The sequence below is a fragment of the Litchfieldella anticariensis FP35 = DSM 16096 genome (assembly GCF_000409775.1).
Classification (GTDB): Bacteria; Pseudomonadota; Gammaproteobacteria; order Pseudomonadales; family Halomonadaceae; genus Litchfieldella; species Litchfieldella anticariensis.
On record NZ_KE332393.1, the window covers coordinates 288,206 to 313,741 of the forward strand.

General features: G+C 54.5%; 8 protein-coding genes. 3 read left to right on the forward strand and 5 right to left on the reverse strand.

What is annotated here, in order from left to right:
• Nucleotides 1–209 precede the first annotated feature (209 nt).
• From L861_RS19735 to L861_RS19745, 3 genes are all read right to left on the reverse strand, one after another.
• Nucleotides 210–6,728, reverse strand: coding sequence for an SH3 domain-containing protein (locus tag L861_RS19735; RefSeq protein WP_016418419.1), 6,519 nt, complete (start codon nucleotides 6,726–6,728; stop codon nucleotides 210–212).
• A 329-nt stretch (nucleotides 6,729–7,057) separates the two neighbouring features.
• Nucleotides 7,058–18,529: a scabin-related ADP-ribosyltransferase gene (locus L861_RS19740; RefSeq protein ID WP_161629049.1), complete on the reverse strand. Its 11,472-nt coding sequence runs from the start codon at nucleotides 18,527–18,529 to the stop codon at nucleotides 7,058–7,060.
• A 314-nt stretch (nucleotides 18,530–18,843) separates the two neighbouring features.
• On the reverse strand, nucleotides 18,844–19,710 hold the full coding sequence (locus L861_RS19745) for a LysR family transcriptional regulator (protein WP_016418421.1): 867 nt from the start codon (nucleotides 19,708–19,710) through the stop codon (nucleotides 18,844–18,846).
• Nucleotides 19,711–20,019: 309 nt separating this feature from the next.
• Here L861_RS19745 and L861_RS19750 point away from each other — a divergent pair, with 309 nt between their 5' ends.
• Both L861_RS19750 and L861_RS19755 read left to right on the forward strand, forming a co-directional pair.
• A complete protein-coding gene (locus tag L861_RS19750; protein WP_016418422.1) occupies nucleotides 20,020–20,694 on the forward strand; it encodes an FMN-dependent NADH-azoreductase in 675 nt (224 codons plus the stop codon).
• A 496-nt stretch (nucleotides 20,695–21,190) separates the two neighbouring features.
• Complete coding sequence (locus L861_RS19755; protein WP_016418423.1) at nucleotides 21,191–22,594, forward strand: arylsulfotransferase family protein; 1,404 nt, start codon at nucleotides 21,191–21,193, stop codon at nucleotides 22,592–22,594.
• 40 nt (nucleotides 22,595–22,634) lie between these two features.
• Here L861_RS19755 and L861_RS19760 read toward each other — a convergent pair whose 3' ends face one another.
• Nucleotides 22,635–23,120, reverse strand: a complete 486-nt coding sequence (locus tag L861_RS19760) for an Rrf2 family transcriptional regulator (RefSeq protein WP_016418424.1) — start codon at nucleotides 23,118–23,120, stop codon at nucleotides 22,635–22,637.
• A gap of 471 nt (nucleotides 23,121–23,591) precedes the next feature.
• Here L861_RS19760 and hemN point away from each other — a divergent pair, with 471 nt between their 5' ends.
• Entirely contained in the window at nucleotides 23,592–24,977 is a 1,386-nt protein-coding gene (hemN, locus tag L861_RS19765; protein ID WP_016418426.1) for an oxygen-independent coproporphyrinogen III oxidase, read from the forward strand.
• Nucleotides 24,978–25,053: 76 nt separating this feature from the next.
• On the opposite strand, the gene L861_RS19770 is transcribed toward hemN, so the two are convergent.
• Entirely contained in the window at nucleotides 25,054–25,413 is a 360-nt protein-coding gene (locus L861_RS19770; protein ID WP_016418427.1) for a DUF488 domain-containing protein, read from the reverse strand.
• Between the last annotated feature and the right edge of the window lie 123 nt (nucleotides 25,414–25,536).

The window sequence follows — 25,536 nt, forward strand, 5'->3', positions numbered from 1 at the left end:
AGCTTTACTAACGTAGTCACAGAGTCGATAAAGTGAAATTCAAGGAGTAAAAAAAGAATAATGCTCCACTAAGAGTGGCCATGACAGAATTTTCAAAAAGGCAGCGTAGGTTTTGCGAAAAATTTGAATTCTGACGCTTTATCATGATCGTGCTATCGTCATACCCTGTATTTCACCATTGAATCATGCACAGAGGTGCCCAAGGCACACTAACGTGGTTCTTCCTCTGGCAGATATACCCGGTCGCCAGGGAACAGAATGCTGGGGTCGATGATGTGATCCAGGTTCAGCATCACCACGTCCTCGACCTCGAGTCCCCGGTGTACTGCGATGCCCCCTAGAGTCTGCCCTGGCTCGACATCGACCGGCTCGTAGTCCCGAGCTTCCAGTTCCGGGTTGATACGTCCGTTATCACCCATCGCCCCTTCGGCATGTTCTTCGACATGGTGTGCCATCACCCAGCCTTGTTGCCCGTTAATAGAGCCCATGCCACGAACGGGGACCCATTCATTGCCCTCGGCATCAGCGACTCGCAGACCTGTTTCGGTCAGGAAGGTGCCATGCGGGACATCGGTGACGATTGGTGCAGTTGCTGCGGGGGATGCATGTAGGTTGAGACCCGCCGGTGCCAAGACGACGAGCTGTGGCTGGGAGTCGATCGGGGATAGAAATTCTTCCAGCGGCGCGACGGAAGGTGTCCTTGTCTCTTGCGTCAATGACGGTGGTTCGGGGGGTACGAAATTAGATGGTACGTAACCGGGTAACTCAGGATCAGGATGCTCGGGATTGGTCGACTCTGAATCGGATCCCCACGCCCCCTGTGCCGCCAGCATGCCGGCGCCCAACAACCCAGGACCAAAGGTAGTGGTGGTAACGATATCCCGTTTCTTGGAAGACGACTCACCCGACTGTTGTGGTTCATTGCTCTTGAACGGTTTAACTTTCCTCCCGATATGAGAATCCCTGAACCACAGGAGAGTGGACCCGGCCCCAAATAGCGTACCTGCAGCGGTGTGGCCGGCTTCCATCATCCCCTTCGTTGCCAGCAGGTCCGACCCACTCGACCCCGCATACAAACCGCTGCCAAGTATGAACATGGGCAGTGCAACGTCATCCGCCCAAGGCATGAATGGCTGGCCCGTGACGGATTCCTGAAAGGTTTTAAAGAGATAAAGTGTGTTGCCGCCTGCAAAAAGTGCACTGGAGGAAGTATCTACGACACTTTCCATCCCTATTAGCTGGGTGGCGGTGTTAGGGTTATTGATCGCTAGCGTCACAAATTCAGCCCCGCGCAGAATGCGGCCCAAGGTTGTCTCCACAGCGGTTTTATTCGGTGCGAGAGACCTTGTCGCCAGACTGGCGCCGCGTACCGCTAGAGCAAGCGCGTTCAGAGGTTCGGAGATCTGGGGCGGTGCCGCTATCGAGAGGGTGGCTCCTGTACTTCCCATACCCACCAATACGGCACGAATGGTATTTTGGTTCTTGCCATGCTTCCAGGGTATGACAACCGCTTCTCCAGTTTCCGGATTGCGATAGAAAATATGGGTCTTGCCCTGTATTCCCGGCTCTCTGCCACTTGGCCGTGGCCCTATTGTCGGCTGTACATAGATATTTTCGACATTCTCAGGCTGACGACGCCCAAGGACTCTAGCTTCAACGAGGCTGCCCGTTTCATCGTTTAGCCGGATCGTTGGCGGCGAGCGTTTCCCCCAGAGAAGGGATCTTGAGCTCTCGCCAGTCCCGGGTTCTGATGCGCTCCGATCACCTCGACCTGGCCGTAGAGCACGCGAGTTTCCATAGCCCATGCCGGTGCCGAAGACACCGCTCGCCAGCCCTATCAAGGCATCGCTTTTCTCCAAGCCGGTCATCGCGTTCCAGTTCGCCATCATGTTGACGCCGGAATAGGCCATCAGTGGTATACCGGTGCCGATGGCGGCTCGATCGAGGCCACGCGCCGCATTGAACGCAAAGTTGCGCTGGGTGAGCTGATAGGCGGCTTCCTGATACATGGAGTTCTGACTCCAGGCCTTCCCCCAGGTATTGATGGCGCCGGTGCTCGTTCGCATGGCCACCCCCGCGGAGGTCCCTGTTCGCATGAGGCCGGCGACGCGGAAGGCACTCGCCCCCATGGGCAGGAAGGAGGTCGCTAGCATTGCCCCCTGCACCATGCCTTCTGTACTGGCTAGTGGTCGACCATGCTCATGCATTTCATGGAGGTTGGTGGCACTGCGCGCCCCGAAATAAGCGCCCCCCGCAAAAGCGATGGGGGCCGCTATCGGGGCTAACGGGGGAATGAAAGAGGCAACCGTGGCGATACCGGTACCGATACCAATCACGGGATCCACCCATTGCTCGAACTCACTCAATTCCCGGGCCTGCTGCCACTCATATACCGGTTTTCCATTGGCAGCATCGGTCAGTTGATTGAGGTTCTCCGGTATATAGACGTGGCCACTGTCGGACAGGTAGTTGTGATGTCGATAGTCCTCGAGATTGCGGTACTTGCTGCCGCTCTCGTCCACTAGCCATGTCTTGCCGTCGTCATCCTCCACGGTGAACAGGGCCGAATCGCGTGCCCCTTGCTGACCATCCCGATACAGGATGGGAATAATCCCGACCTCGGCGTCGTCGCCACCGATCTCACGAAGTTGATCGATTACGGGGTCAAGTTGTGCCACGTCATCACTGCCCAGCGCCTTTTCCAGGTTCTGCCGCGCATCCTCGTCGCTCAGCGTGATCGACTCCGGCAGCTCGTCGAGGCGATCTGCGATCGCCTCTTCGGCAACCTTGGGGTTATGTTCGTGGTACTCGTTCTCTATTTCCCCGCGCTTCTCGGGATCGAGACGCTCATCGAGGGAATACTTTTGCTGTAGGGAGTCGTTCCATTGAGCCGACTCTTGCAATGTTTCCCGCTTATCAGTCAATTCAGCAAGTGCGTCGCTCAGTTCATCTGCCTGCAGACCATCTTCCTGATCCTCCGGACTCAGCCCATTGGTCCTTGCCACCTGCATGGCATCGTCCGATGCCTGGAATCCTGCCCGGGTCAATCCCTCCTCGGTCGTTAGCAGTGCCTCCTGGCTGTCCATCAATCGGGATCGCGCCTGTGTCAGGCTGCCTTGCGCGCCGTTCGCTTCGAGGTATGCCGCTTCCATTTGCCATTCGGCCTGGACACCCGACTCATGTTCCGCAGAGGCGCCGTCATCGAGCAGCTTCCAGGTCGAGGGACGACTGGCACGGTAGTCAGATTCCTCGGCGGCTAATGCCATCTCCTCGGAGGTGGTTGCATCGCTTTCACGTTGTAGCCTGGCGACTTCCAGGGAGCGCAGGGCCATCGCCACATCGGGATGGACGCTGCGCTGCTCGTCATCGATCGTCGCAAGGACAGGATCCACGTCGTCGGGTAGCGAGTCGGTCAGTTTCTTCGTCGTGCCATCGCCATATACCTTGACTTGATCGTCATAGGCACCTTTCGCCTGCTCAAAGGCCTCGGTCGCACCGGCCAAAGGATTCGCTGATCCATCACCGTGCGCTTGCCACCAATCGGCCCATTCTCGATCAACGCTCAATTGTTCTTCGGAACGGCCTTCCGGGGCCTCCCCTGGTGCATAGGTCAGTTGAAATTCGAGCGGATCATCCCGGTCCTCATACACGTTGCGTATGTAGAGCTGACCATCGTCTCCCACGATGATCCCGGAGTCCGCCTCCATGATATCGCCTGTCGGGATGTATTCTGTATAGGCGGCACGTCCCTCACCACGACGCTCTTTCTCGGTAAAGCCTTCAGAGTCAACGTGATCGGGGTGTTGTTCACCGTACAGGCGTTCCGCCCGGTCACGGATGTTCTCACCGTCCTGCAATACCTCGCGAGCCGCGGCCAAGTCACTGTGTTCCGACGCGACATCCGGATGCACCCAGCGCATTTCGCCATCGATCTCGATGCATTTCGCCTCTTCGCCACCGGGAACGACCGTGCCTTCACCGTGTTCCTCAAGCTCATCCTGATACTGTCGCTCCAGTGTCGAGATAGGTTTATCCAATGCCTCTGCCGCTTCACCGCGCTGCTCGGCGAGCCACTCGTTCATGGCGCTTTCGGCTTCGTGCCGGTCCTGCGCCACCTCCACCAGGCCGTCATCCGAGCTATAGCGATACTCCTTCCAGCTTGCCCAGTCCTTGTTGATTTGCTGTTGTAGCTTGGTACCCCCTGGATGGTCAGTGTCTGGATCGAAGGTGAGTTGGACTTCCAGCGGCTCATTCAGGTTCTCGTAGGTATTGATCAGATAGAGCTGGCCGTTGCGTTCGACGACTTGCTGATTCAGTAACTCTCCCGAGCTGTGTTCGATCTTCTCTCCCTCGGTGAAACCGGAGCCATGACGTACCTGACCCTCTCTTTCGATCCATGTGAACCCTTCTGGGTCGAAGTGCTCCGGATGGCGTTGACGATATTCGTCGAGGACTCGCTCCTCTAGGCCATCGTTTCCGTCACGGTCATTCTTGAACTCCTGCCAGGCTTGGTCGGCGTCGCGTTCGGCCTGGGTACGCCCTTCTGGCGCTTCCTCATCGGGGCCATAGGTGAGCTGGAACTCCTTCGTCGTCCGCTCGTAGCCTTCACCGTAGGTATTGATGACATAGAGCTGGCCATCGCGTTCGACGACCCGCGTATCCGCCAATTCACCCGATTCCCATTTATGTTCACTCCCCATGGCACCATTACGCGTTTCCGAGTAACCATCGGGATTGAAATACTTGGGATTGGCGTCTTGAAAGGCTTCCAGCGCATCATTCTGTAACTGGGCAGGCTCCTCACCAAGCTTCAAGTCATGCCAGTCACGGTTGAGACGTTGCTGTTCTTCCGACAGTCCGCGAGGATCGCTTTCCGGGCTCTGGGTTAGTGGAACATCCAGTGGCTCTTCGCGATCCGCATAGATATTGCGCAAATAGAGTTGGCCATCCTTCTCCACCACGGACTGGTGCAGTAATTCGCCTGTATGCTCTTTGTCTCCCGAAGGGGTTCTAGGGCTAACCGATTCGGTAGGCTCCTCGAAACCCTCTTCCTTGAAGTAGTCCGCGTACTCCTCGTCATTGCGATAGATCTCAAGGGCATCCTCCTTGAGGCCCTCGGCTTCTTCCTGAAGCGCCTGATACTCTTGCTCTGTCTCAAGAAAGCCGATCCAGGTATTGGCATTGCGCAGGTTTTTCTCGGCGTCTTCCAGGTTCAGCCCTTGCTGTTTGGGATCTGGCGGTACCCAGCGCAATCCATACGGTGCCAGCAACTTGTCGAGCCGCTCACCGGCACCGTTCATGGCCTCCTCAAAGCTGTCATCGAGCGCATAGACCGACAGCTGCGACTGGCGACGCCAGGCTTCCGCACGTGCCAGATTCAACGTCAGGCTAGCCGTTTCTTGCGCTTCGAGCGCGTCGGCAATGGCGGGGTCCACCCATTTCCATTCGCCCTGATAAAACATCGCGACCCAATCACCGCCCGAGGGGGCCTCTGCACTCGGTGGCTTGCCCAGCGGGTCGCCTTCTCTTGTCTCTTCGCCAGACTTGATGACGTCGCCCTTATCGCCATCTTCGCCGACGATCTCATCAATGGCATCCTCTACCGCCTGATCCTGTTCCTCCAGGTCGGTTTCAAGATCCTCGAGTTCCTTGATGTTGCCCTCATCGTCCCGCTCCACCAACATCTCTTCGATAACAGCCTGGAGCACCTTGTCCTCTTGGGAGTCGTCGGGATCAAGCTCAAGCAACTCTTCCGCCAGAGACTGCTCCTCGGTTCCCCGCGCGATCTTGACCTCTTCGCCGTCTTCATCGTTGCGCAGCGTCAAGTCGCCATCCGGCGGAGTGATCAGCGTGTAGCCGTTATCGGTGACTTCCGTGGTCGTTTCACCATCGGTAGCCACGATCGTTTTGGTTTCGCGGCCATCCGCCTTGGTCACGGTTTCCGTGGTACTGCCATCGGTATGCTCGGTGCGGCGTGTCTCGTTGCCCTCGGCATCGATATAGAGCGAAGAGTTCCCGGCGCCTCGCCCGTTGCTGTAACTGGCGATCACCTCCTCGCTGTCTTCTGCACCAACGATCTTGGTGGTGTATTGTTCTCCGCCATTGGCCAGTTCATTAGTCTCGGACTCGACTACGTAACCCGCCGCCCTGAGCTGGGCGATCACCTGCTCGCGAGTCAGTCCCTGGTCCTCGGCAACCTCATCGATACTCTTGCCGTTGGCGACTGCCTCGGCGATCTCGTCGATGCCTTCGCGGGTGGTCTCCTGATCAGGATCCAGCTCCGTCCGATTGCCGTCCTCGTCGACCACCGTCGTCGTGATCTCACCGTCGTCATCGGTGACTTCCTCGATCACCACGCCACTTGGTAGCTCAGAGGTCTCGACCTCCCAGCCGTCGTCTTCGAGCAGATCGAGCACTTCCTGCTTGCTCAGTCCGTGCTTCTCGGCAATCTCATCGATGCTCTGACCGCCGGCGACCCCATCGACGATTTCTTCTGTCTCTTCGGGAGAAAGCTCATCGGGCTCTTGGGCATTGTCGACCGGCTCGACTTGCGGCAGCGATTCGCTACCGTCTGTCGGCGTGTGGTAAGCGTATGGGGTGAGATTCGGATCGTCCTCAAGACCGAAGTTCGAGAATTGCATGGTCTCGATATAGTCGGGCGAATAAACGCCGAACCCCATGCCGCCGCCTGGGGTAGGAGGGGCCAGTGGTTGTTGAAAGGTAGGCATCGATGCGCCGCTTCCTTGCGCCCGGAAACTGGACGGCGAGGGCTGCTGCGCTCTGTTAAGGGCAGCCGTAAAGGCATCCACGGACTCGGCCTGGAGGAGTTGGCGGACAGCCCGAGCGGCGCGGGCGGCACGTATCAAATCTATCAAGGTGGCCTCCTTTCCTCTCCTCAACCGCAGAAAGTGATATTGGCCGGCTTGCTTTTGTTCTGATTCTTGGCGTACGAGACGCGAAGACGACCCTTCTAATTTAGTCGTAAGGATGAAAGAAAAAGTAAAATTTCGTTCACAAAAGAATCGTCAACGTTATCCTTTGTGTAGCGGCATCAGGGTTACCGTGGTAAATAGATCCGATCTCCAGGATAAAGGACGCTGGGGTTGGGGATATGGCCCATGTTCAGCTCCACGACTTCGGCGATATCATGGCCATGTCGTAATACGATGCCTCCCATTGTCTGTCCCGGTTGCACGATGATCTCCTCATAATCCGCTGAATCTTTCAGGCCGGGATTGAAGCGCCCGTCATCGTCGGTTTCGCCATCTTCGACAGCGTCATCGGGGGAATCCGGTTGTGGCTCTTCATTTTCCGGTGGTGTCGGTTCGTCCCGATTCGAGTCATCGGGCTTACCAGGTAGCGGCTCATCTGTATTTGGTGGCGTTGGAGTGGTGTCGTCGGAAGGTTTTTCCTCCTCGTCATCGAACAACGACGAAGCTGCCAGCAGGCCACCGCCAATCAGCCCAGGTCCGAAAGTGGTGAAAGTAATGATATCCCGTTTCTTGGGAGACGACTCACTCGATTGCGCTGGTTCACTGCTCTTGAACGGTCTAACCTTCTTCCCAATATGGGAATCCCTGAACCACAGAAGAGTCGATCCAGCCGTAAACAAGGTACCGGCAGTTGTATGACCTGCCGCCATTAACCCTCCATTGTTCAACAGGTCGACACCGCTCGACGCAGTGTACAAGCCGCTACCGATGCCAAACATAGGAAGCGCGAAGTCATCTGCCCACGGCATGAAAGGCTGCCCTGTGACGGATTCCCTGTAAGTTTTATATAAATAAAGTGTGTTTCCTCCCACAAAAAGTGCACTGGAGGAAGTATCTACGATATTTCCCATCTCCGTTAACTGGCTTGCGGAATTGGGATTGTTTATCGCCAACGTCACGAACTCAATTCCACGATGGACACGCCCCCGGACCGTGTCCACAGCGGTTTCATCGGGTGCGAGAGACCTTATCCCTAAGCTGGCACCGCGTACAGCCGTGGCCAGTGCGTTCAGTGGCATGGAAATATGAGGCGGAGCCGCCAACGAGAAATAAGCTCCAATGCCCCCCACCCCCATCAACACAGCGCGAATAGCATTCTGGCTTCCGTCACGCTTCGGAGGCAGGGAGGTCACGTTTCCGGTTTTCGGATTCCCCAAGACGTTCTTCTGGGATTGCGGCAACGTGCTATCAAGCGGTTTGAATGGTTTCGGCGTAAACACGCTCACTTGTTGAGTTACCGGTAACGCGCCTGGAACATTCCAGGCGCCCATACCGCTGTACTCGGCAAAGGATAGTCCAGACCCGCTGCGTAACCGCTCTCTTACCTGTTTAGCCGACAGCTCGGTCACTACGATATAGACGTCATCATTGGACCTGACATAGTGCGTGCGTTGTCCATCAGCGCCTTCGCTCCGGACTTGGACGACTTGTCGACCCTCGGTATTCGGCGTGGTAACCGAGATGTCATCGACATGTCCGGTTCGTCCGGCCGGCCAGCGGATCTGCCCATCGTCCTGGATACGCCCACTATATGGAACTTTGCCGTCATTTAAGGTGAAAGTGTCTGTGGTCCGTTGGGTACGTATGACGTGGAGGTAATTTCCAACAGGTATTTCGCCGCTGCTCACGGCCTGGCGTAGCGCATCCAAATCATCTATGCGATAGAGGCGTGGTTGTCCTTCCGGCGGCGCGGACGTGTGTACTACCTTGGCTTGTGGTGTCGGGGAGGCCGAGCCTCTTTCTGGACCGGTCGGCTGTGCTCCTGGGGATCGGGCCGCCATAAATGTGGAAGGCCCACCAGGCCGACTTCCTGATTGTGGGCTCGAAGAGACTCCTGCTTGCCACCTCTCCGCCTCTTTAGCATCATAATAATCATGCTCTTGTTGTCTATAATCGTAGCCATAGGAGACTGATTCCTTATCAGAGGTGGGCAAATCCTCTATGATCTTACCAAGATTTACCGTTGCCTCCTGCCAACTCAATCTTCCATCGCGATAGTCTTTATAAATCCGAGATACGTGCGTATCCCATGTCACTGTGGGATCGGTTACGTCGTCAGCGAGAGTTTCACCAGCACGAAGCCACTCGTCACGCACCTGTAGCGCGGTGAGCACTGCAGCTCCTTCATCTTGCAAATGAGCAGCAACGGTGGTCTCGACTGCCTCGCTGTGCATATCTTCGCGTCCGCGTACAACCCCATTCCCGTCCTGAAGACGTAGCACCGGCAGCAAGCGACCGGGAGTTGCCGTTAAGAGCGTACCTGGTCGCGCAGAACTAACACTGCCTCGCTGGTGCGAAACGGCATGCGACAACTCATGGGCCAGCGAGATTAACAAGACGTCTGACTGCGTCGCCAAAGCCCGGTCGATGAGAATCTCGCTATAATAGGGGGTGTAGTACGTCCCGTCCCCTTCTGGGCCTAATCTAATATTGACGCCATGCTGGTGAACTGCCTCTTCATAGAGGCGGCGCAATGTCGGCGACTTATCCATCATCTCTCGGGCGTATTGTCCAGGTGACCAGCTTCTCTCTAGATCGTCTCCTCTTCGAGTACGATTCCAAGTCTCGTGAAGACGTCTCCGTATTCCACCATAGTTTCTCCCGACATCTTCCGTCGTGGTGGGGCTCTTCAGGGAGACCTGTGTCGTCGGTGGAGGGGTATCTCTACCCGGTTGGTTCGGCTGCTCGCTGGCCGCTGCCTTCCTTGCCGTGGTCGCTGGCGCAACGTATTGAGTAACATGAACCAATGGAACTGTTGAATCTGAGTGATCAAGCGATATCTCATTGCCATCAATGAAATACTTTATTGGCGGCAAGGGGGTATATTCTGCTGACAAGGTGACTCTAGCAGGCTGAGGTGGTGCGACATCCGCAATGATATGAGGGAGTTGAAAGGATGGCGTTGGCTCAGGTAGTGATGGCCGCGTGAACGCAGTAGCAGCTGGTTCATTCGAGCGAGCATTGGAATCGCTGGCAGGGTGATAAGCTGCCGATAGAGAGCGAGGGCTTCCATCCCCTCCATCCCGACCAACCTCGTCAGGAAGTCTGGAAGGGTCCTTGAAATTGGGATTGTAAACGACCGGGCCGAACAACCGACCATCGAAATCCACCTGCCGAGCAGCAAGAATGTTTTCTGGAGGAACTTCACTCGGAAACGGGACCTCATAATGATCTCGGTCAGAAGGAAACCTTCCTTGTACAGGCAATGAATACACTATATCCCCATCAGATACATCTTCGATGATGGTGTATAGCCATCCACCAGTACCATCAAGGTTTCCTTCCTCGTCTTCTCCTTTTGCGAATCCCTTCGCTTCTCTTGCCGACAATGACGTCGATATCACTCCACTAGGGAAAGGTTGTCCTTCCTCATTAAAACCATTGGAGAAAATGTCTTCAGGTGTACGCGTATCACCACGAAAGATCACTGTCGGTTCATCATGATCAGGCGTGGGAGAGAAGGCTTCTTCTATCGCCCTAGGTAACCTTGCTCTGAGGGCCTCGGGACGATAGTCAGGGCTCGATTTGTTTACAGCTGGCCTTCCGGATGTTGCGTCCGATCCAAACGGGCTGATAGCTCCCAGATCATCTGTATGCCTTACAACTCTATCAGCTGTAGGTCCCTGATCATGAAGTGTGGTCCTGCGTTCAGAATCAATCCGACTGTTGGGCCATAATGAAGGATCAAAATTCGGATTTCTGACAAACCCATCAGTAAATACATTTGCCCAAGTTGGCTCGGAGATTACACCGTCTTGCTTGTTTCTTGGCCGAAGCTTCTTGTTTTCACCAAGCTGCCGAGCACCAACAATGTACTCACTGGGAATGGCATCGTAAACGACCTCTGATGCCCCCTCCCAGTCGTGAGAACCCAAGAGCTTGTCTACGACAATTCCTGTCTCGGGGTCAACAATCACATAAATCCATTCATTTTCCTCCCCCGCACCTTTTGCAATCTGCAACTCTCTAGAAGTTGAGACAAAAACTGAGTCTTCAGCCCAAAGGTGCGCAGTTACAGCTTCTTTCAAATCACTGTATTTGTTAGTCCAAGCTCCAAACCTTGGCAAGAATCCTTCTTGAAAAACAGTTTCGGGATTTCTTGAATCCAAACGATAAATGAACTTCGAAGCCACGGAACCATCAGCGCTATCTCGCCCTCTCAATGCTTCAGTAGGAGAGGGGAGGCTATCGTCACTTTGTGGTCGTTTTGGTCGCGAAGGCTCGGATGCTCCACGTATCCAAGGCATGACAAAAGCTTCATTATCCGGGCCTTGATGGAGAATATGAGTCTTATGCTTCACGCCACTTTCATCACCACGTGGATGGGGGCCGATTGCCGGTCGTATATAGATATTTTCCGCGCTCTCAGGTGGATGTCCAAGGACTCTAGCCTCGATGAACTTCCCCGTCTCATCGCTCAGGCGAATAGTATCGAACTCAGAAGCGGCGGGCTGATTTGCTCCCAAGTCTAGGACATCCAGCCCTTCGTCTTTCCCCTGATTTAACCCTTCATTTTTTAGGGGATAAGAACTCAAATCATGCCCGCTTCGCGATAGTACAGAGAAGATACGTCGATCTCGTCTTGTACCTAGCGTACCCATCATTTGCTCATGTGGCACCAGATAAATACCTTGGGATTCCCAACCCATTTCTGAGGGGGTGCCAGCAAGGCGCCGTGCAACATAGTATCTTGTCGTAGTTTTGCTTTCCTTTGGCTTGTCATCTATTAAGTGGTGAAGCAACTCAACATGAAGCCCTGTTTCTTCGTATGCCTCCTTGATAGCAGTCGCTTGTAAGGAAAGTCCTTCATCAACCGTTCCCTTCGGAAACGTGCGTGAACCAGCAAAGTGGTTGGTCGACTCAATGATCCAGATACGTCCATCGGGCTCGACAATGACGACACCAGCCTTCTTGATACCTGGATGAGCTTCTGGCTCATGTAATTTCGGATTGAGGCCAGGAACTTTTCGCCAACCCTCAATTGTTGTTGGAGCCTTCCAAGCCTCCATGGCGATACCATTTAACAAATCAGGATCGACACCTCCAGGGATGAATGTTGCCACTTGGGAAGAACTGTTCCAAGTTTCTGGAGAGCTGGCATGTGTCGGAGATTTAATAATGATCTCGCGGCCAAACTCATCCAGTTTAGGGTGAGGACGCGAAGCTAAATATTCTTTCCCGCTATTCTCGTGAGAAGATGTTACTATCTTTACGGATTCGGGGATAATGAGTGATTCTAGATGTTTAGCCTGCTCCCAACGCAGTCCGAACTGATCAGGCGATTCATGCCAATCCCCAAGAACAGGCTTGTCAGTATTACCCTCTTCATTGGCTTGTGACTGACGAACGGAATTTCTCCTGATTTCCTCTAAGGTTGACTTGGGGACTTCAAAGATATTCAGGCGAACGTCATCCATTTGCCCCTGTTTTCTTTCGAAGTATTTGTATGACCGTTCAAGAGGACCGAAGTTAAGCCATAGCATGGACTTTTGGTTTTCTTGTGTATCAAGAAAACCAATCCGCCCCTTCGCGTCAAGCTCTATTCTTCTATTGGCTGCCCCTTCGACTCGAGAAACGCTGACAGTATTCTTGTCTATTGCATGGCCGCCCGGTCTCCAGGCTTTATCGGTCATGACCAGTACGGGCCCTGATAGTTTCTCAGCCAGATCTCGAGCGAACTGACGTGTTTCTTCAGTTGGAGAAAGAGTTAGAAGAACAGCTACACTATCCCCGTTGTATCCAGTCTCACGAGCTAATGTTGCAATATTTTCTGGCCCTCTTTGGAACAATTCTTGCGCATGCGCGTTAATGACAAAGCTATCTTGTGGGGCAAGAAAGGTATCAATCTTCACAGGATCGTCATGCGACAATACCTCCAACTCTGCTGAGTTTCTCTTTTCGAGTAGATTCCACTTGATTCGTACGGCTTGCTCGCCTTGAGAAGAAATGTGGGGAGTTTCGAAGTCAGGTTGGAGCACAGGTTGCGACAATCTGTCTGGAAAGAACAACAGCCACTGACGTTTCTCAAAGCTGCCTTGTAAACCATAGACAGGGGCGTGCAATTCATTAGCCAGCTGCTGTGCGAAGGATTTCCTGCCTTCGGCACCAGTATACTCAGCCAGAAGAGCAACAGGTTGACCAGGTGTGTAGGCTTTTTCATCTAGGCCGAAATTCTCGCTTAACCGATTGGCCAGACGCTGCGGGGTAAGAGGGCGGCGTCGCAGGTCACTAATGGTCGTGATGGCATTGCCTTGTAAGTCAAACAAGGTGTCGCGGGTTCCAAGTGCACTGATGACGTGAATATCAGGACGGATCATGACCGCATTTGTTGCAGCCCGTCTTTCATGGTTAGGCCGGTAAACCCATTGGGTATCAGTCTGACGCGCCTCCGTATAGAAAAGGCCATTTTCTGGTGTATAGATGGCCATCCACTCTTTTAACGGATAGTCACTTTTTTTCAGGGGATAGGCAGTGTGGAATGCTCCCTTCTGCTCAGGAGAGCTTGCTATAGGCTCGCGGAAAGGATGAGTGGTTGCAGTCTTTGATTGATTTTTTATAGCTACGTCAGGCCCTGGGACAGGCTTGCCTGTTTGTGGAAGGTACAAAATTCCTGCTGGATCCTCGATGACAGGCAGCCCCGAACTAAGTAACTGGTCTCGTGTTCCAATTTCAACTTTCTCACGTGTAACACGTTGAAGCGGCTGAAAACCCAGTGGAGATGACTCGCTACGACGGGTAACACCTTGCGATGATATTGCTATTTTGGAGTTTTCTTGTTGAAGTGTTTTCTTACTGTACTCATTGACTACATGATCCTCCGATGCCCCGAGCACCAATGGCACGCCTTCCCATGCTTGGGTATTCGGATTAAACTTGATGATATGAGTCTTGCCTGTTGCTACCAACTCTTCTGCACTGACTCGCGGACCACCTTCCTGTAATACATACACATTTTCATCACCCTTGGGAGGCTGTCCCGACAGGAACTTGACTTCGACTGGTTCACCACCGACTTGAATGGTTCTATATGAGTGCCGCGGGGATGATCCATTGTGACTGATTGCTGCACTTTCGCTTATCTCAGGTGAAGACGATTGAGATCGAGTAGGATGGGAGGGGTGATAAATTTCAAGTTCTTGGTGATCGCGTGCAGGTTGCGCGGCTATGTCCTGTGTGGTGCGAGCCGCCTGCGACACATCGCTATCCGGGATGTCTTCATGGCGAATGACAGGCTTGCTTGGATCATGGTAGGCCCTTTCGTCGGTGGGCCGATACACTCCATCGGCCCCCACTTCATAAACGACCATACCTGCATCAGGACCCTCATTCGGGCCATTACCGGTTGGGTCGTTCGGGCTGCCTTGGGTCTCATTGTCAGTTCGTGGACCCGAATGGGGGCCGTTTTGGCTCGATAACTGATTAGGCCTTGTCATCCAATGACCACGAATTCCGAGGAAAGTCCCCGCAAATCCTATTCCCAGGCCGGACCACGCATTCCATAAGTCGACGCTCGACATTTGATACCCATGCGCCACTAATCTGTCGAGCTCACGGGCCATCAGCAGGGTGCCAACGCCAATTGCCCACTTATCGGTTTCACGTGCGAAAAGGTTCGACAATGAACTCGACGTGTAATAGGTATTGATATTTCCTGCGTGAGGGGATGCTTCGAAATCGAAACGACGAAAGCCAAGGTTGAACGTGGCACTCTTCGTGCGTACGCCGCCCATACTCGCACGTAACGCTGTTCCCATGGACATGGGCACTTCGGCGGCTCTATATGCCCGGTACATACCTATTGTGCGTGCAGCATTGCTTACCATGGGAAGAGTATTGGTAATCATCCCCAGTATGTGATCCTGTGACTCACTATCTTCTCGCTCACCACCATGTGCCATGTAGTTATCCAACTGATAGCCGCTTCGGCCAATCAGGTAGGCACTACCGAGGACGGCGATCGGGGCGGCACCGGGAACGAAAAATGAAGTGGCAGTGGCTACCGTTGTGGCAGCCATGACGGCGCGATCGGTGACTTTTTCGGTTATCGAGACATTACGTGCCTTGACGACATCGAGAGGAATCCTACCATTCTCGTCCGGCTTCATCTCCAGATTTCGAGGGACCACCAGCCGGCCGTTTTCGCTAAATTGCCTGTTATTGTCTTGGAAATCATCGAGGCTTGAGAACTTCATGCCCATGGCATCGACGTAGTAAGTCTTTTCTGCACTGTCCTTGACTGCGATCAGTGAGTGCTGCTGCTCGCCAAGGTGTGGGTCGAGATAGAAAAATTTCACCACCGAGATATCAGGAGTGTCACCACCAAGGCGTTGTACTTCTTGTATCACACTCCTTGGGGAGGAATTGATGCCGAATTCCTGAGTGACAACGGCTTCCAGTTGATGTTCCGTCACTGAGCGGAACTTGCCATTGTAGCCTTTATCGAAAAACGCTTGAAACTGTAATTCGTAGGCATCCAGAGCTTGATCGCGATGCTCATCAAGGTAGGTGTTATCCAAGTCTGCAGAATGCTGTGTCGACTCAGAGTCCTCCATGAGCTTAAGTGGTTGTGTCTGATAAAACTCAAACTTATCAGCGGCTGCCTCAACAGTGTTTCGGAAATTTTCGGCCTTATCGAGCCGCTCATCGAAGTGATCTCGTGCGGTATCCAGCGCAGCTTGAGTAGAGACGACCTCTGGATCCACCCACCGCCATTCTGGCTCCTTGTCATCATTCTCCACCTGGATTCTGACCGGTAGATCACTGTTGATGAGCGCGTCCATACCATACTGTTCATAGTTGGCTGCCACTTCCGGAGCCACTTGAACATCTTGACCCTCAATGGTGATCTCAACCGGTTTTATGTTCTCGGGGAAGGCCTTATCCAGCATCTTAGGTTGACTTGAATCAGCCGGTTGCAGTAGATCGGCTAACTTTTCCTCCAGATTATCGACCTCGGTGATAAGGTCTTCCTTAGTCGTCGCCTGTTCAGCCAGGATACGATGGAATCGTTCTCCTGCGCTCAGCTCGTTTTCACTGGCCCCAATCCAACTATTGTCACTTGCCCCTAGTTCGTGGTTATTGCACGAGTTCTTCTCGCCGGCCAAGAGTTCTTGCCACGCCTGGTTGAGAGGATCGTTGATACGCTCTTCACCGACATCGATATCGACACCCCCAACATCAGGATCGAAGGTAAGTTGTCGCTCATCCGTCCCATGTTCGAAGGTCATCACCAGCCAGAGTTGATGGCCTTCCTCTTCTCTTTCGACTACTTCGACTTTTACAAGCTTACCTAAGGGATCTCCCCCACCTCGGCGGTACTCGTCGTACTCTGGGTCGTCGAACTTAATAAAATCCAGGTTCTCACTGACATATTGCTCAAATATTCTCTGCTTTAGGTCTATGGCCTGAGCATCGTACTTCCTGGCCTTGGCCCCTGCTGTGAGAAACTCGGAGTGTGCTTCTGCCAGTTCTAACCCTTCGGCAGCACTATCCCGATAGGTTTCAGTCTCTGCTATTTCCTTTTCAAGCTTTTTATATCTGTCGGATTCGGGCTCGGTATTGCTCTTCTCCTGTCTCAGAATATCAAGTCGATAATCAGCGAATTTCTTATTGCCTCGGGTCATATGCACGGTAATGTTGGAAAAAAGCGCCATGACCTCGGAATGTGCCGCCCCGTCTTGTGCGTCTTCCAGATCTCCTTCCAAGTCATCTCTGGTAAAGCTGAAGGGATGGTGCCCAGCGGCTAGCGGAGGCCGAGGAAGCTTTTGCTCTGGAAGCTTCAACTGCTCGGCGTCTTCGAGCAGGTCTTGAACTTGCTCATACTCGTCCTTGATATCACCAAGTGATTCCAGGCGCGTATTGGCATTGTCTCGGCGGTTTCTCGTATCGGCAAGCGTTTCCTGGGGGTTGGGCTTTACCCAACTTAGGCCATAAGGCAGCAGCGCTTCATTAAGTGTTCTCTTGGCATTATCTATTGACTGTCCGTAGTCGGAATTCAGCGCATAGATGTCTAATGTCGCTTCGTTCTGCTCGGCATTGGTCTGTGCTTCGGCCAGCTCAATGAGTGCAATATTTTCCGCTATAGTGGCCTCTGCCACCTTGGGATCCATCCAGGTACCATTCATCAGCACCCAGCTGCCACCCGACGGCGCTTTACCGGGAGGTGGGTTGCCATAGAGATTGACGACTTCATTTCCCTGTTCGTCTTTTTCTATCGACGGTGTCGCCGGCCGCCCTTGGCCGTATTCCTCCATAGCAGCACGCTTGGCTTCCTGACTATCTTGAGCCGTTTGCGCTGCGGTGGCCTGATGCTCTCTAGCCAAGTATGCTTCAATTGCTGTCTTGACAACCTCGGCTTCGCGCTCCTGTTGCGGGTTGCTGTCGTCGAGATCGAGTGCCAGAAGGGTCTGAACGAGTCCTTCCCCAGGCGTTCCTGTCTCGATCTGCAATTCCACGTCACCGGCATCGTCGGTTAGCGTCATCTCGCCATCCGGCTTAGTCGTCAACGTATAGCCGTTGTTGGTGACTTCTACCGTGCTACGTCCGCCCCCAATGGTGATTTCTTCACCTGGACGGATAAGGTTCGGGTCACGGCCGCTGAAGAAGTTGCGGTTGTCCGGCTCGAGATCCTGCCATCCCTCCACGCCTTCGTATTGGCCGGCTATCTCGCTCAGGGACTCGCCCGGCTTGACGTCGTGGGTAATGAGCTTGCCGTCCTCCGGCGGCTCCGTGGTTGTCTTGGTTTGACGCCCGTTGGGCTCGATGACTGTCTCCACAACTGTGCCGTCGGGTTTCGTGACGGTAGTGGTCTCGGTTCCTTCAGTATCGGTAACGGATTCGCTGATCTCGCCATCGGCATATTCGACTCGGCGGATCTTATTGCCATCGGCGTCGGTATAGCGGATGGTGCGCGCGTCATGGTGATGGTCGTCATAGGAGCCGACGATCAACTTGCCAGACTCAGCACCCTCGTCGGCTGGCGTCTGGCGGATCTCCACTCCTTCGACATCACCGTTATCGCTTGAGGGTTTGATTGTCGTGACATCAAATCCTGCCGCTTCCAACTGGGCGATCAGTTGGCCGCGGGACATCCCACGAGATTCGGCCACCTCGTCGAGACTCTGGCCCTGGGTGACATCCTCGATGACATCTTCAGCAATGTCCTCGCCGACATCATCGGCAATGTTCTCGGCAATATCCTCGACAGCGCCGTCTCCCTCCGCCCCCGCTTGAAGTTGCCGTACTCCTTCATCGGACTCGAGATAATCGTCCCACGGCTCGACGGCTGTCTTCACGGCCTGGAACAGGGCTTCATCGCGGATCTTTAGTGTGTCGTCTTCTACTTCGACATCCGAATTGTCATGCAGTACCGGAACCATCAACTCCAGATTTGGCAACGTGTAGCCGTAATCTCCACCGACGTCGACAGTCGTGTTCCCGGACTGGATCTTGTGGATCGTCGCTCCGCTGGAGGTGCCATTTCCAGGTGCTTGTGATTGCCTGGCCGTCGTGATTCTCTGCGCCAGCTCGAGTGCCATGCTGAAGGCGTTAGTAGGCAAGTCATCCTGTGACGAAGTCGGCAAACGAAAAGGGCGGAGTGGTATGGGTCTCATCGAAGAGGCCTCCTGTCCTCAACTATGCAACACGGCGCTGTTGTTTATTGACTGGCTGTCCAGTAATGGGCTGTCACGGCGAAGCGAGCAATCGCTTCAGTTTAAAATGTGCCTGCCCCAAGAATAAGTCACGTTTCTTGATAAATGATTGAGTGTGATGACTTCTGCAATTGAGAGAAGCGCCCGAGTATTTATCATGCACAGGAATTAACCTGGGCGCTTGTATACAAAAACCGTTCTCAAGCCGGTTCGGCGACTGGGTGAGAAGTCAAACTCTCGACAATGCTGTCCGCTAATGCGGTCAGCACTGCCTGGTCCCCGGTGGGGCTGGTAATGAGCATGAACTCCGCATCCGGCAATTGGGGCAGGCCATGCTCTTGCGTCAAGGCCATCAGCCCCGGTGTGAGTTGGCTGACAGGCATGGGGGCAATGGCGAAACCGGTCGTCGCAGCTGCACGCAAGCTGGCTCCGCTCATGCACAGCATGGCAGTACGCTGGGCGATACCTGACTGTGCCAGTTTGGCAAGCGCGACCTCACGGTAAGGGCACGGCTCGGGGAACAGCGCCAAGGGGAGCGGTGAGGGTAAGCGAATTGCTGCCTGGCTTGCCCAGGCCCATACCAGTGGCTCGCGCCATAGCAGTCGCCCTGGCTCACGGGCACCGCACTGAGCGCCCAGCACGAGGTCCACATATCCTCTTTTCATCGCGGTGATCATGTCGCCGGGAATACCGACTCGCACTCCGATCTCGATGTTCGGATTGTCCTGCATGAAGTCCTGCAATGTGCGCAGCAGGCGCGGATGCGAGAAATCTTCGGCGACACCGATACGTATGTTGCCTTGGAAGGTGGAGCGAGAGAGTTGCGTCATGGCATCCCGGTTCAGCGCGAGTATGGCTCGGGCATAACCGATCAGGCACTCCCCATCCGGGGTCACCTCGACCGAGCGGGTGGTACGCTGCAGTAATGGCTTGCCAACTTGCGCTTCCAGGCGACGCAGATGTCCACTGATTGCCGGCTGGGTCAAATGAAGACGACTGGCAGCGCGCGTGAAACTGCCTTCGTCTATCACCGTGACAAAGCTTCTGAGCAGTAGTAGATCAAGCATTCATATCGCTCCGTGATGAGTACTATTGTCGTTTATAATGCATCGCTCATTCTCCCTGCGGGTCTTGGTGGTTTTGATTTATAATTATTTTCAAATAAAACAACTAGTTGGCGCGCCATGCTGTTAATTGGATCAGCAATGACCATTGAATTATTGAAACATGCAAAGCCATTCTCGTCGAGATTATTTAGGGTGGCTTGTCAAGTTTATATATTTCGATTCATGATAAAAAACATCATGTAATGCCATTTATTTTTTTACAGGCCATGTGCTGCAATGATTTTGCTGAATACTGGAGCATATATAGCCATGGCCAAGATACTGCATATCGAGTCTTCCCCCCGGAAACAGCGCTCTGCTTCACTGGAGGTCGCTCAGACATTCATCTCTCATTATCGTCAACAATCCCCAGCAACGGAGGTGGAAAGCTTGGACCTCTGGCAAATGGATCTACCCGAGTTCGGTGAGGATGCCATGGCGGCAAAATACGCTGGACTCAGTGGCACACCCCTGACCGAAGCACAGCAGGGAGCGTGGAAAGAGCTGCGTTCCCTGGCTGCCCACCTGCACGAAGCCGATATCCTCGTCTTCTCCATCCCTCTCTGGAATTTCGGTATTCCCTACAAACTCAAGCACTTCATCGATCTTGTCTCGCAAAAAGACATTCTCTTCTCGTTCGATGCCGAAGAGGGATTCGGCGGACTGCTGAAGAACAAGAAGGCAGTTGTCGTATATGCCAGAGGTTTGAGTTACATGGCTGACTCATTCACGCCAGCGCAAGAGTTCGACTTTCAAAAACCGTACTTCGAATCTTGGCTGACATTCGTTGGGGTGACGGATGTCTCATCCGTGGTCGTGGAAAAGACCCTCTTTGGCAGCGAGATCGACACGGATGCACGAAAACGAGCTGGTCGTGAGGCGCAGCAACTCGCTGCACAATTAGCCCCACCCCACAGCTCGAAGCAGGCTTCCCCAACGGTCTGATACCTTCCTTAACGCCCCCTGGTACGTCTATGTCGCCAGGGTGGCGCCTTCGTCATTCAGTACCTTGTGCCGATGAAACATTCTTCATAGGGCCTATTCGGCATTATTTATGCTGGGAAACCCATTCTGCTCAGCAAAGAGCCATCCATATGAAAGGTTTCAGAGTAGGATAAGAATCCGATAAAATCGATTAGGAAATGTAAATTATTGAGCGTTAATGTTACTTGTATTGCAGATACATGATGGAACGTATTCTGTTGCGTTCTGTTCATGGAAGACCGCTGGGAACTTGGCGTTATGGCAAGTAGTCATAGATCCATATCAATAAAGAATCATCGCCAATCGTTATGAAGACTGTCGTATGAGCAGTGGCTGCTTGCAGAGGGCGCTGATTGGGGGCTACTGCCCTGGTACCGGGAAGAGACGCCACCAGTCCGAACCTGACAATGGCAGGTGAGTGGGTGGCCCGTATACCGCCGAATTGTACAGGGTAGATATGGATACATCGAAGACCCGCGACACCCGCTCGACGACAACCGAGCAGACCTCTTTTCTGGACAAGATATTTCGCGCCCTCTCCTGGGCTGCATTGATGCTCCTCGTCTTCATCGCCGGAGCTCTCCTGACAGTGAGCGAGACGTTCCCTGGCCCCCAGATCGAGCGTGCCTATGAAGGGGGCATGGCGCTTTACCGGCAATACACGCAGTACCAGGACGTCTATGCAGGCGATATCTGGCGTGACGAACGTCGGTCCGAGAAAGGGGTGACCATTCATGAACCCGGCCTCGCACAGGATGGCTTGACACTCTATACCTCGGGCAATGCCCCGGCAGCGTATTTGATCGACATGAACGGTGACGTCGTCCATGAATGGCGGCGTCCGTTCAGCGAGATTTGGCAGGAGGGCGTCGGCAGTATCGAGAAGCCACGCCCCGATGAGTTCGTGCACATGCGCAACGCGCGTGCGTTGCCCAATGGCGACCTGATCGCGCTCTACGAAGGCAATGGCGACACCCCTTATGGCTATGGAGTCGTCAAGCTCGATCGCGACTCCAACGTGATCTGGAGTTACCCGGGGCGTACTCATCACCAACTCGATATTGCCCCGGATGGCAAGATCTACGTGCTCACTCACGAAGTCGTCGATGATGAGGTCGACGTGCTGGGGAAACAGCCGCGGCTAGAGGATTTCCTCGTCGTGTTGTCACCTGATGGTGAGGAATTGCAGAAGACCCGCTTGCTCACCACTCTTGGCCAGTCGAAATATGCCCGTATGCTGGAGTCGGTGCCGGGGCGTACGCTTTGGGACCCCTTGCATAACAATACCGTCGAATACATCGACCGGCAGAAGGCCAGGAACTTTGCTTTTGGTGAAGAAGGCCAGGTATTGGTCTCCTTCCGCGCACTGCATGTGATCGCCGTGTTCGATCCCGAGACCGAGGACTTCACCTGGGCCACGCGGGGGCCGTGGGATGCGCAGCATGACCCCGATATCCTGCCGAACGGCAATATTCTGTTGTTCGACAACCGCGGGAATCAGAATGAGGCGGAAGGGGAGTCGCGCATCCTCGAGCTCGATCCGCAAACGATGGAAATCGTCTGGCAATACCGCGGCACCGCGGAGCAACCGTTCGCGAGCCAGATCCGCGGAGACCAACAACGCCTTGCCAATGGCAATACGCTGATCACGGAATCGGATGGTGGGCGGCTCCTGGAAGTGACACCGGAAGGTGAAATCGTCTGGGAATTCCTCAATCCGGATCGTGGTGGACCGGATGACAAGATGATCCCGGTCATGACCTGGGCTCAGCGGTTGGATCGGTCGATGTTCAATGCGGAATTCCTACCGCCATCGCTAGCGGCTGCAAAGCCAGGACCCGAGACGGAAACCTCTCAATGAGGCAGCTCAGCCACTCTCATTACCTGTTGCCGTTGATGGTTCAAGATGTCGATTTGGGCGTATCGTTGCCGCTGGCAGGTATCGTGATGTCGCGTGGTAACTGCAGTAGTTGAGTCAGTTCCAAGGAACGAGGGCCCAAAATATCGGCGAGGGTATAGCGGTCGAGTACCCCGAAAAAGGCGCCCAGCGCTTCGCCGAGGACCGATTTGAGCTGGCAGGCGGGGGTGATCACACACTGGTTACCTATACCAAAACATTCTACCAGTTCCAGGTCGCGCTCGGTGTCGCGGACCAGGGCGCCAAGGCAGATTTCTTCGGCCGGGCGGCTCAGCAGCAGACCGCCGTGCTTGCCTCGGATGGCGGTCAGATAGCCTTTCTGGCTGAGTTCGTGTACCACTTTCATCAGGTGGTTGCGGGAGATATGGAAGCGCTCGGCAATCTCGGTAATGGTCGAGCGCTGCTCGCCCTTGAGGGCGACGTAGATCAGCACGCGCAGCGAGTAGTCGGTATAGCGTGTGATATGCATGGAAAACAGGCTCTTGTCGGATTAAGACGCGATTGCATAGGTCGGTATTGGGGCGCATCAGCTCAGCACGAAGCCGCCTAGCTGCAAGGTGGCATACGCATATAAGATACACTCTATATGAATCTTTGCATTGGCTGTCAATCGCTTTCCTGATCTCGTCAACGAAATCCGCCCTTTGGCAGTAGACCAGAGGGCGGACGGTCGGTTCTAGGCGGAAACCTCGCCCTCCTGTTCGCCTTCCTGCTCCATGGCGACAACGGGTCCTTGTCGCTGAACCTGAGCAGGGCAGGCACGATGGCACTTCTGGCAGCCAAAATTGACCTGGATCATAAAGTGATGATGGATACCCCTTTAGCGCCGCCAACTACCTCTTAACAGGTACCGACCGATGCGCGTGCGGGTGGCATACTGATGACAATGCAGCGGCATCCCTTGGGCTGGCCGCTCCCGTTCAAGAGGTTGATACCTGTCATGTCACACGATCTGCTATTCAATCGCCCTTTAGTGGAGAAGTACGACCGCCCAGGGCCCCGGTACACGTCCTACCCCACCGCGCCGCAGTTCAACTCGGCTTTTGCCGAAGACGACTATCGCGCTGCCGCCGAACGCAGCAACCGGGCAGCGAATCCAAAACCGCTGTCGGTCTACGTGCACATTCCGTTCTGCAAGAGCCTTTGCTACTACTGCGCCTGCAACAAGATCATCACTCACAACAGCGAACGCGCCGCCGAGTATCTCGAATGGCTCAAGCGCGAGATCGGGGTGCAGGGGGCGTTGTTCGACGACACGCGGCGCATGACCCAGTTGCATTTGGGGGGAGGGACGCCCACCTACCTGAGCAATGCCCAGTTAGGGGAGTTGACGGCCGCGCTGGATACCGCCTTCCACTTTGCGCCGGTGGAAGAACGCGAGTTCTCGCTGGAGATCGACCCTCGTACCGTGATGCCGCAACAGATCCATGAACTGCGAGGGCTGGGCTTTAACCGCCTGAGCTTTGGGGTGCAGGACTTCGACCCCGACGTGCAACGTGCGGTCAATCGCGTACAGAGTGAGGAACAGGTGGTGGCGCTGGTCGCGGCGGCCCGCGAGGCTGGTTTCGACTCGGTCAGTGTCGATCTGATCTATGGCCTGCCGCTGCAGACCGTGGCCAGTTTCGATGCCACGCTGGACAAGATCATCGCACTGCGCCCGGATCGCATCGCTGCCTACAGCTACGCTCACCTGCCGGAGCTGTTCAAGGCCCAGCGCCTGATTCGCTCTAAAGACATGCCGCCCCCGGAGCGCAAGCTGGAACTGCTGGAACTGACCATCAAACGGCTTTCCGAGGCCGGTTATGTCTATATCGGCATGGATCACTTCGCATTACCTGACGACGAGCTCAGTCTGGCGCGCGAGAACGGTACCCTGCATCGCAACTTCCAGGGCTATTCCACGCATGCGGATTGCGATCTGATCGGTTTGGGTATCACCGCCATCGGCAAGGTCGGCGACACTTACAGTCAGAACGTCAAGGAGACGGCCCAGTATCAGGCACGCCTGGAAGGCGGTCGTCTAGCGGTGATGCGGGGTTATCGGCTCAACGACGATGACCGCCTGCGTCGCGATGTGATCAATGAACTGATGTGCCACGGGCATATCGACTTCGCCACCATCGAGAAGCGTCACGGTATCGTCTTCCGCGACTATTTCGCCGAAGCATTGAACGAGCTGACCGAACCACGTGCCGACGGCCTAATCGAGTTGCGCGACAATACCCTGACGGTACTGCCGGCCGGCCGCCTGATGATGCGTAACCTGGCAATGACCTTCGATGCTTACCTGACACCCGGTCAGCAGCGTTTCTCGCGCACGGTGTGACTGAAAACTGCCTGCGCTCGTAGGGAGCGAGCCTAGCCTTGGCCATCGCTCGGCGACTTTTCAGACAAAACCTATGCTAGTGATGCTGAAGATACTCCTTTAGGGCCTCGGCATTGTTGTACTCGGTCTCCTTGGCACCGAACACCAGAGTCAGCGTGCGACCGTTGCACTCTTTCAGCATCTCATCGATGGCTCGCTGCTGTTTGTCGAGTTCGCGGTGGTAACGATCACGGAATTCCTCCCAGCGCTTAGGGTCGTGCTTGAACCACTGACGGAGCTTCTTGGAGGGGGCGAGTTCCTTGCGCCACTCATCAAGCTTCAATGCTTCCTTGCGCCTGCCGCGTGGCCAAACGCCATCGACCAGCACCCGGTAGCCGTCGGTATCTCCTGGTTCGTCATAGGCGCGTTTGCACTGGATCGTTCGTGGGCTGGACATGTGTACCTCCATGGCGCGGACAGGTAGCGGATCATTCTCGCCACGAGTCTAGAACATGCTCACCAAAGCAGTGTCACCTCTATAGCCTTGGCGTTGAGGGCTGACAATCGACATCTTGTGTCT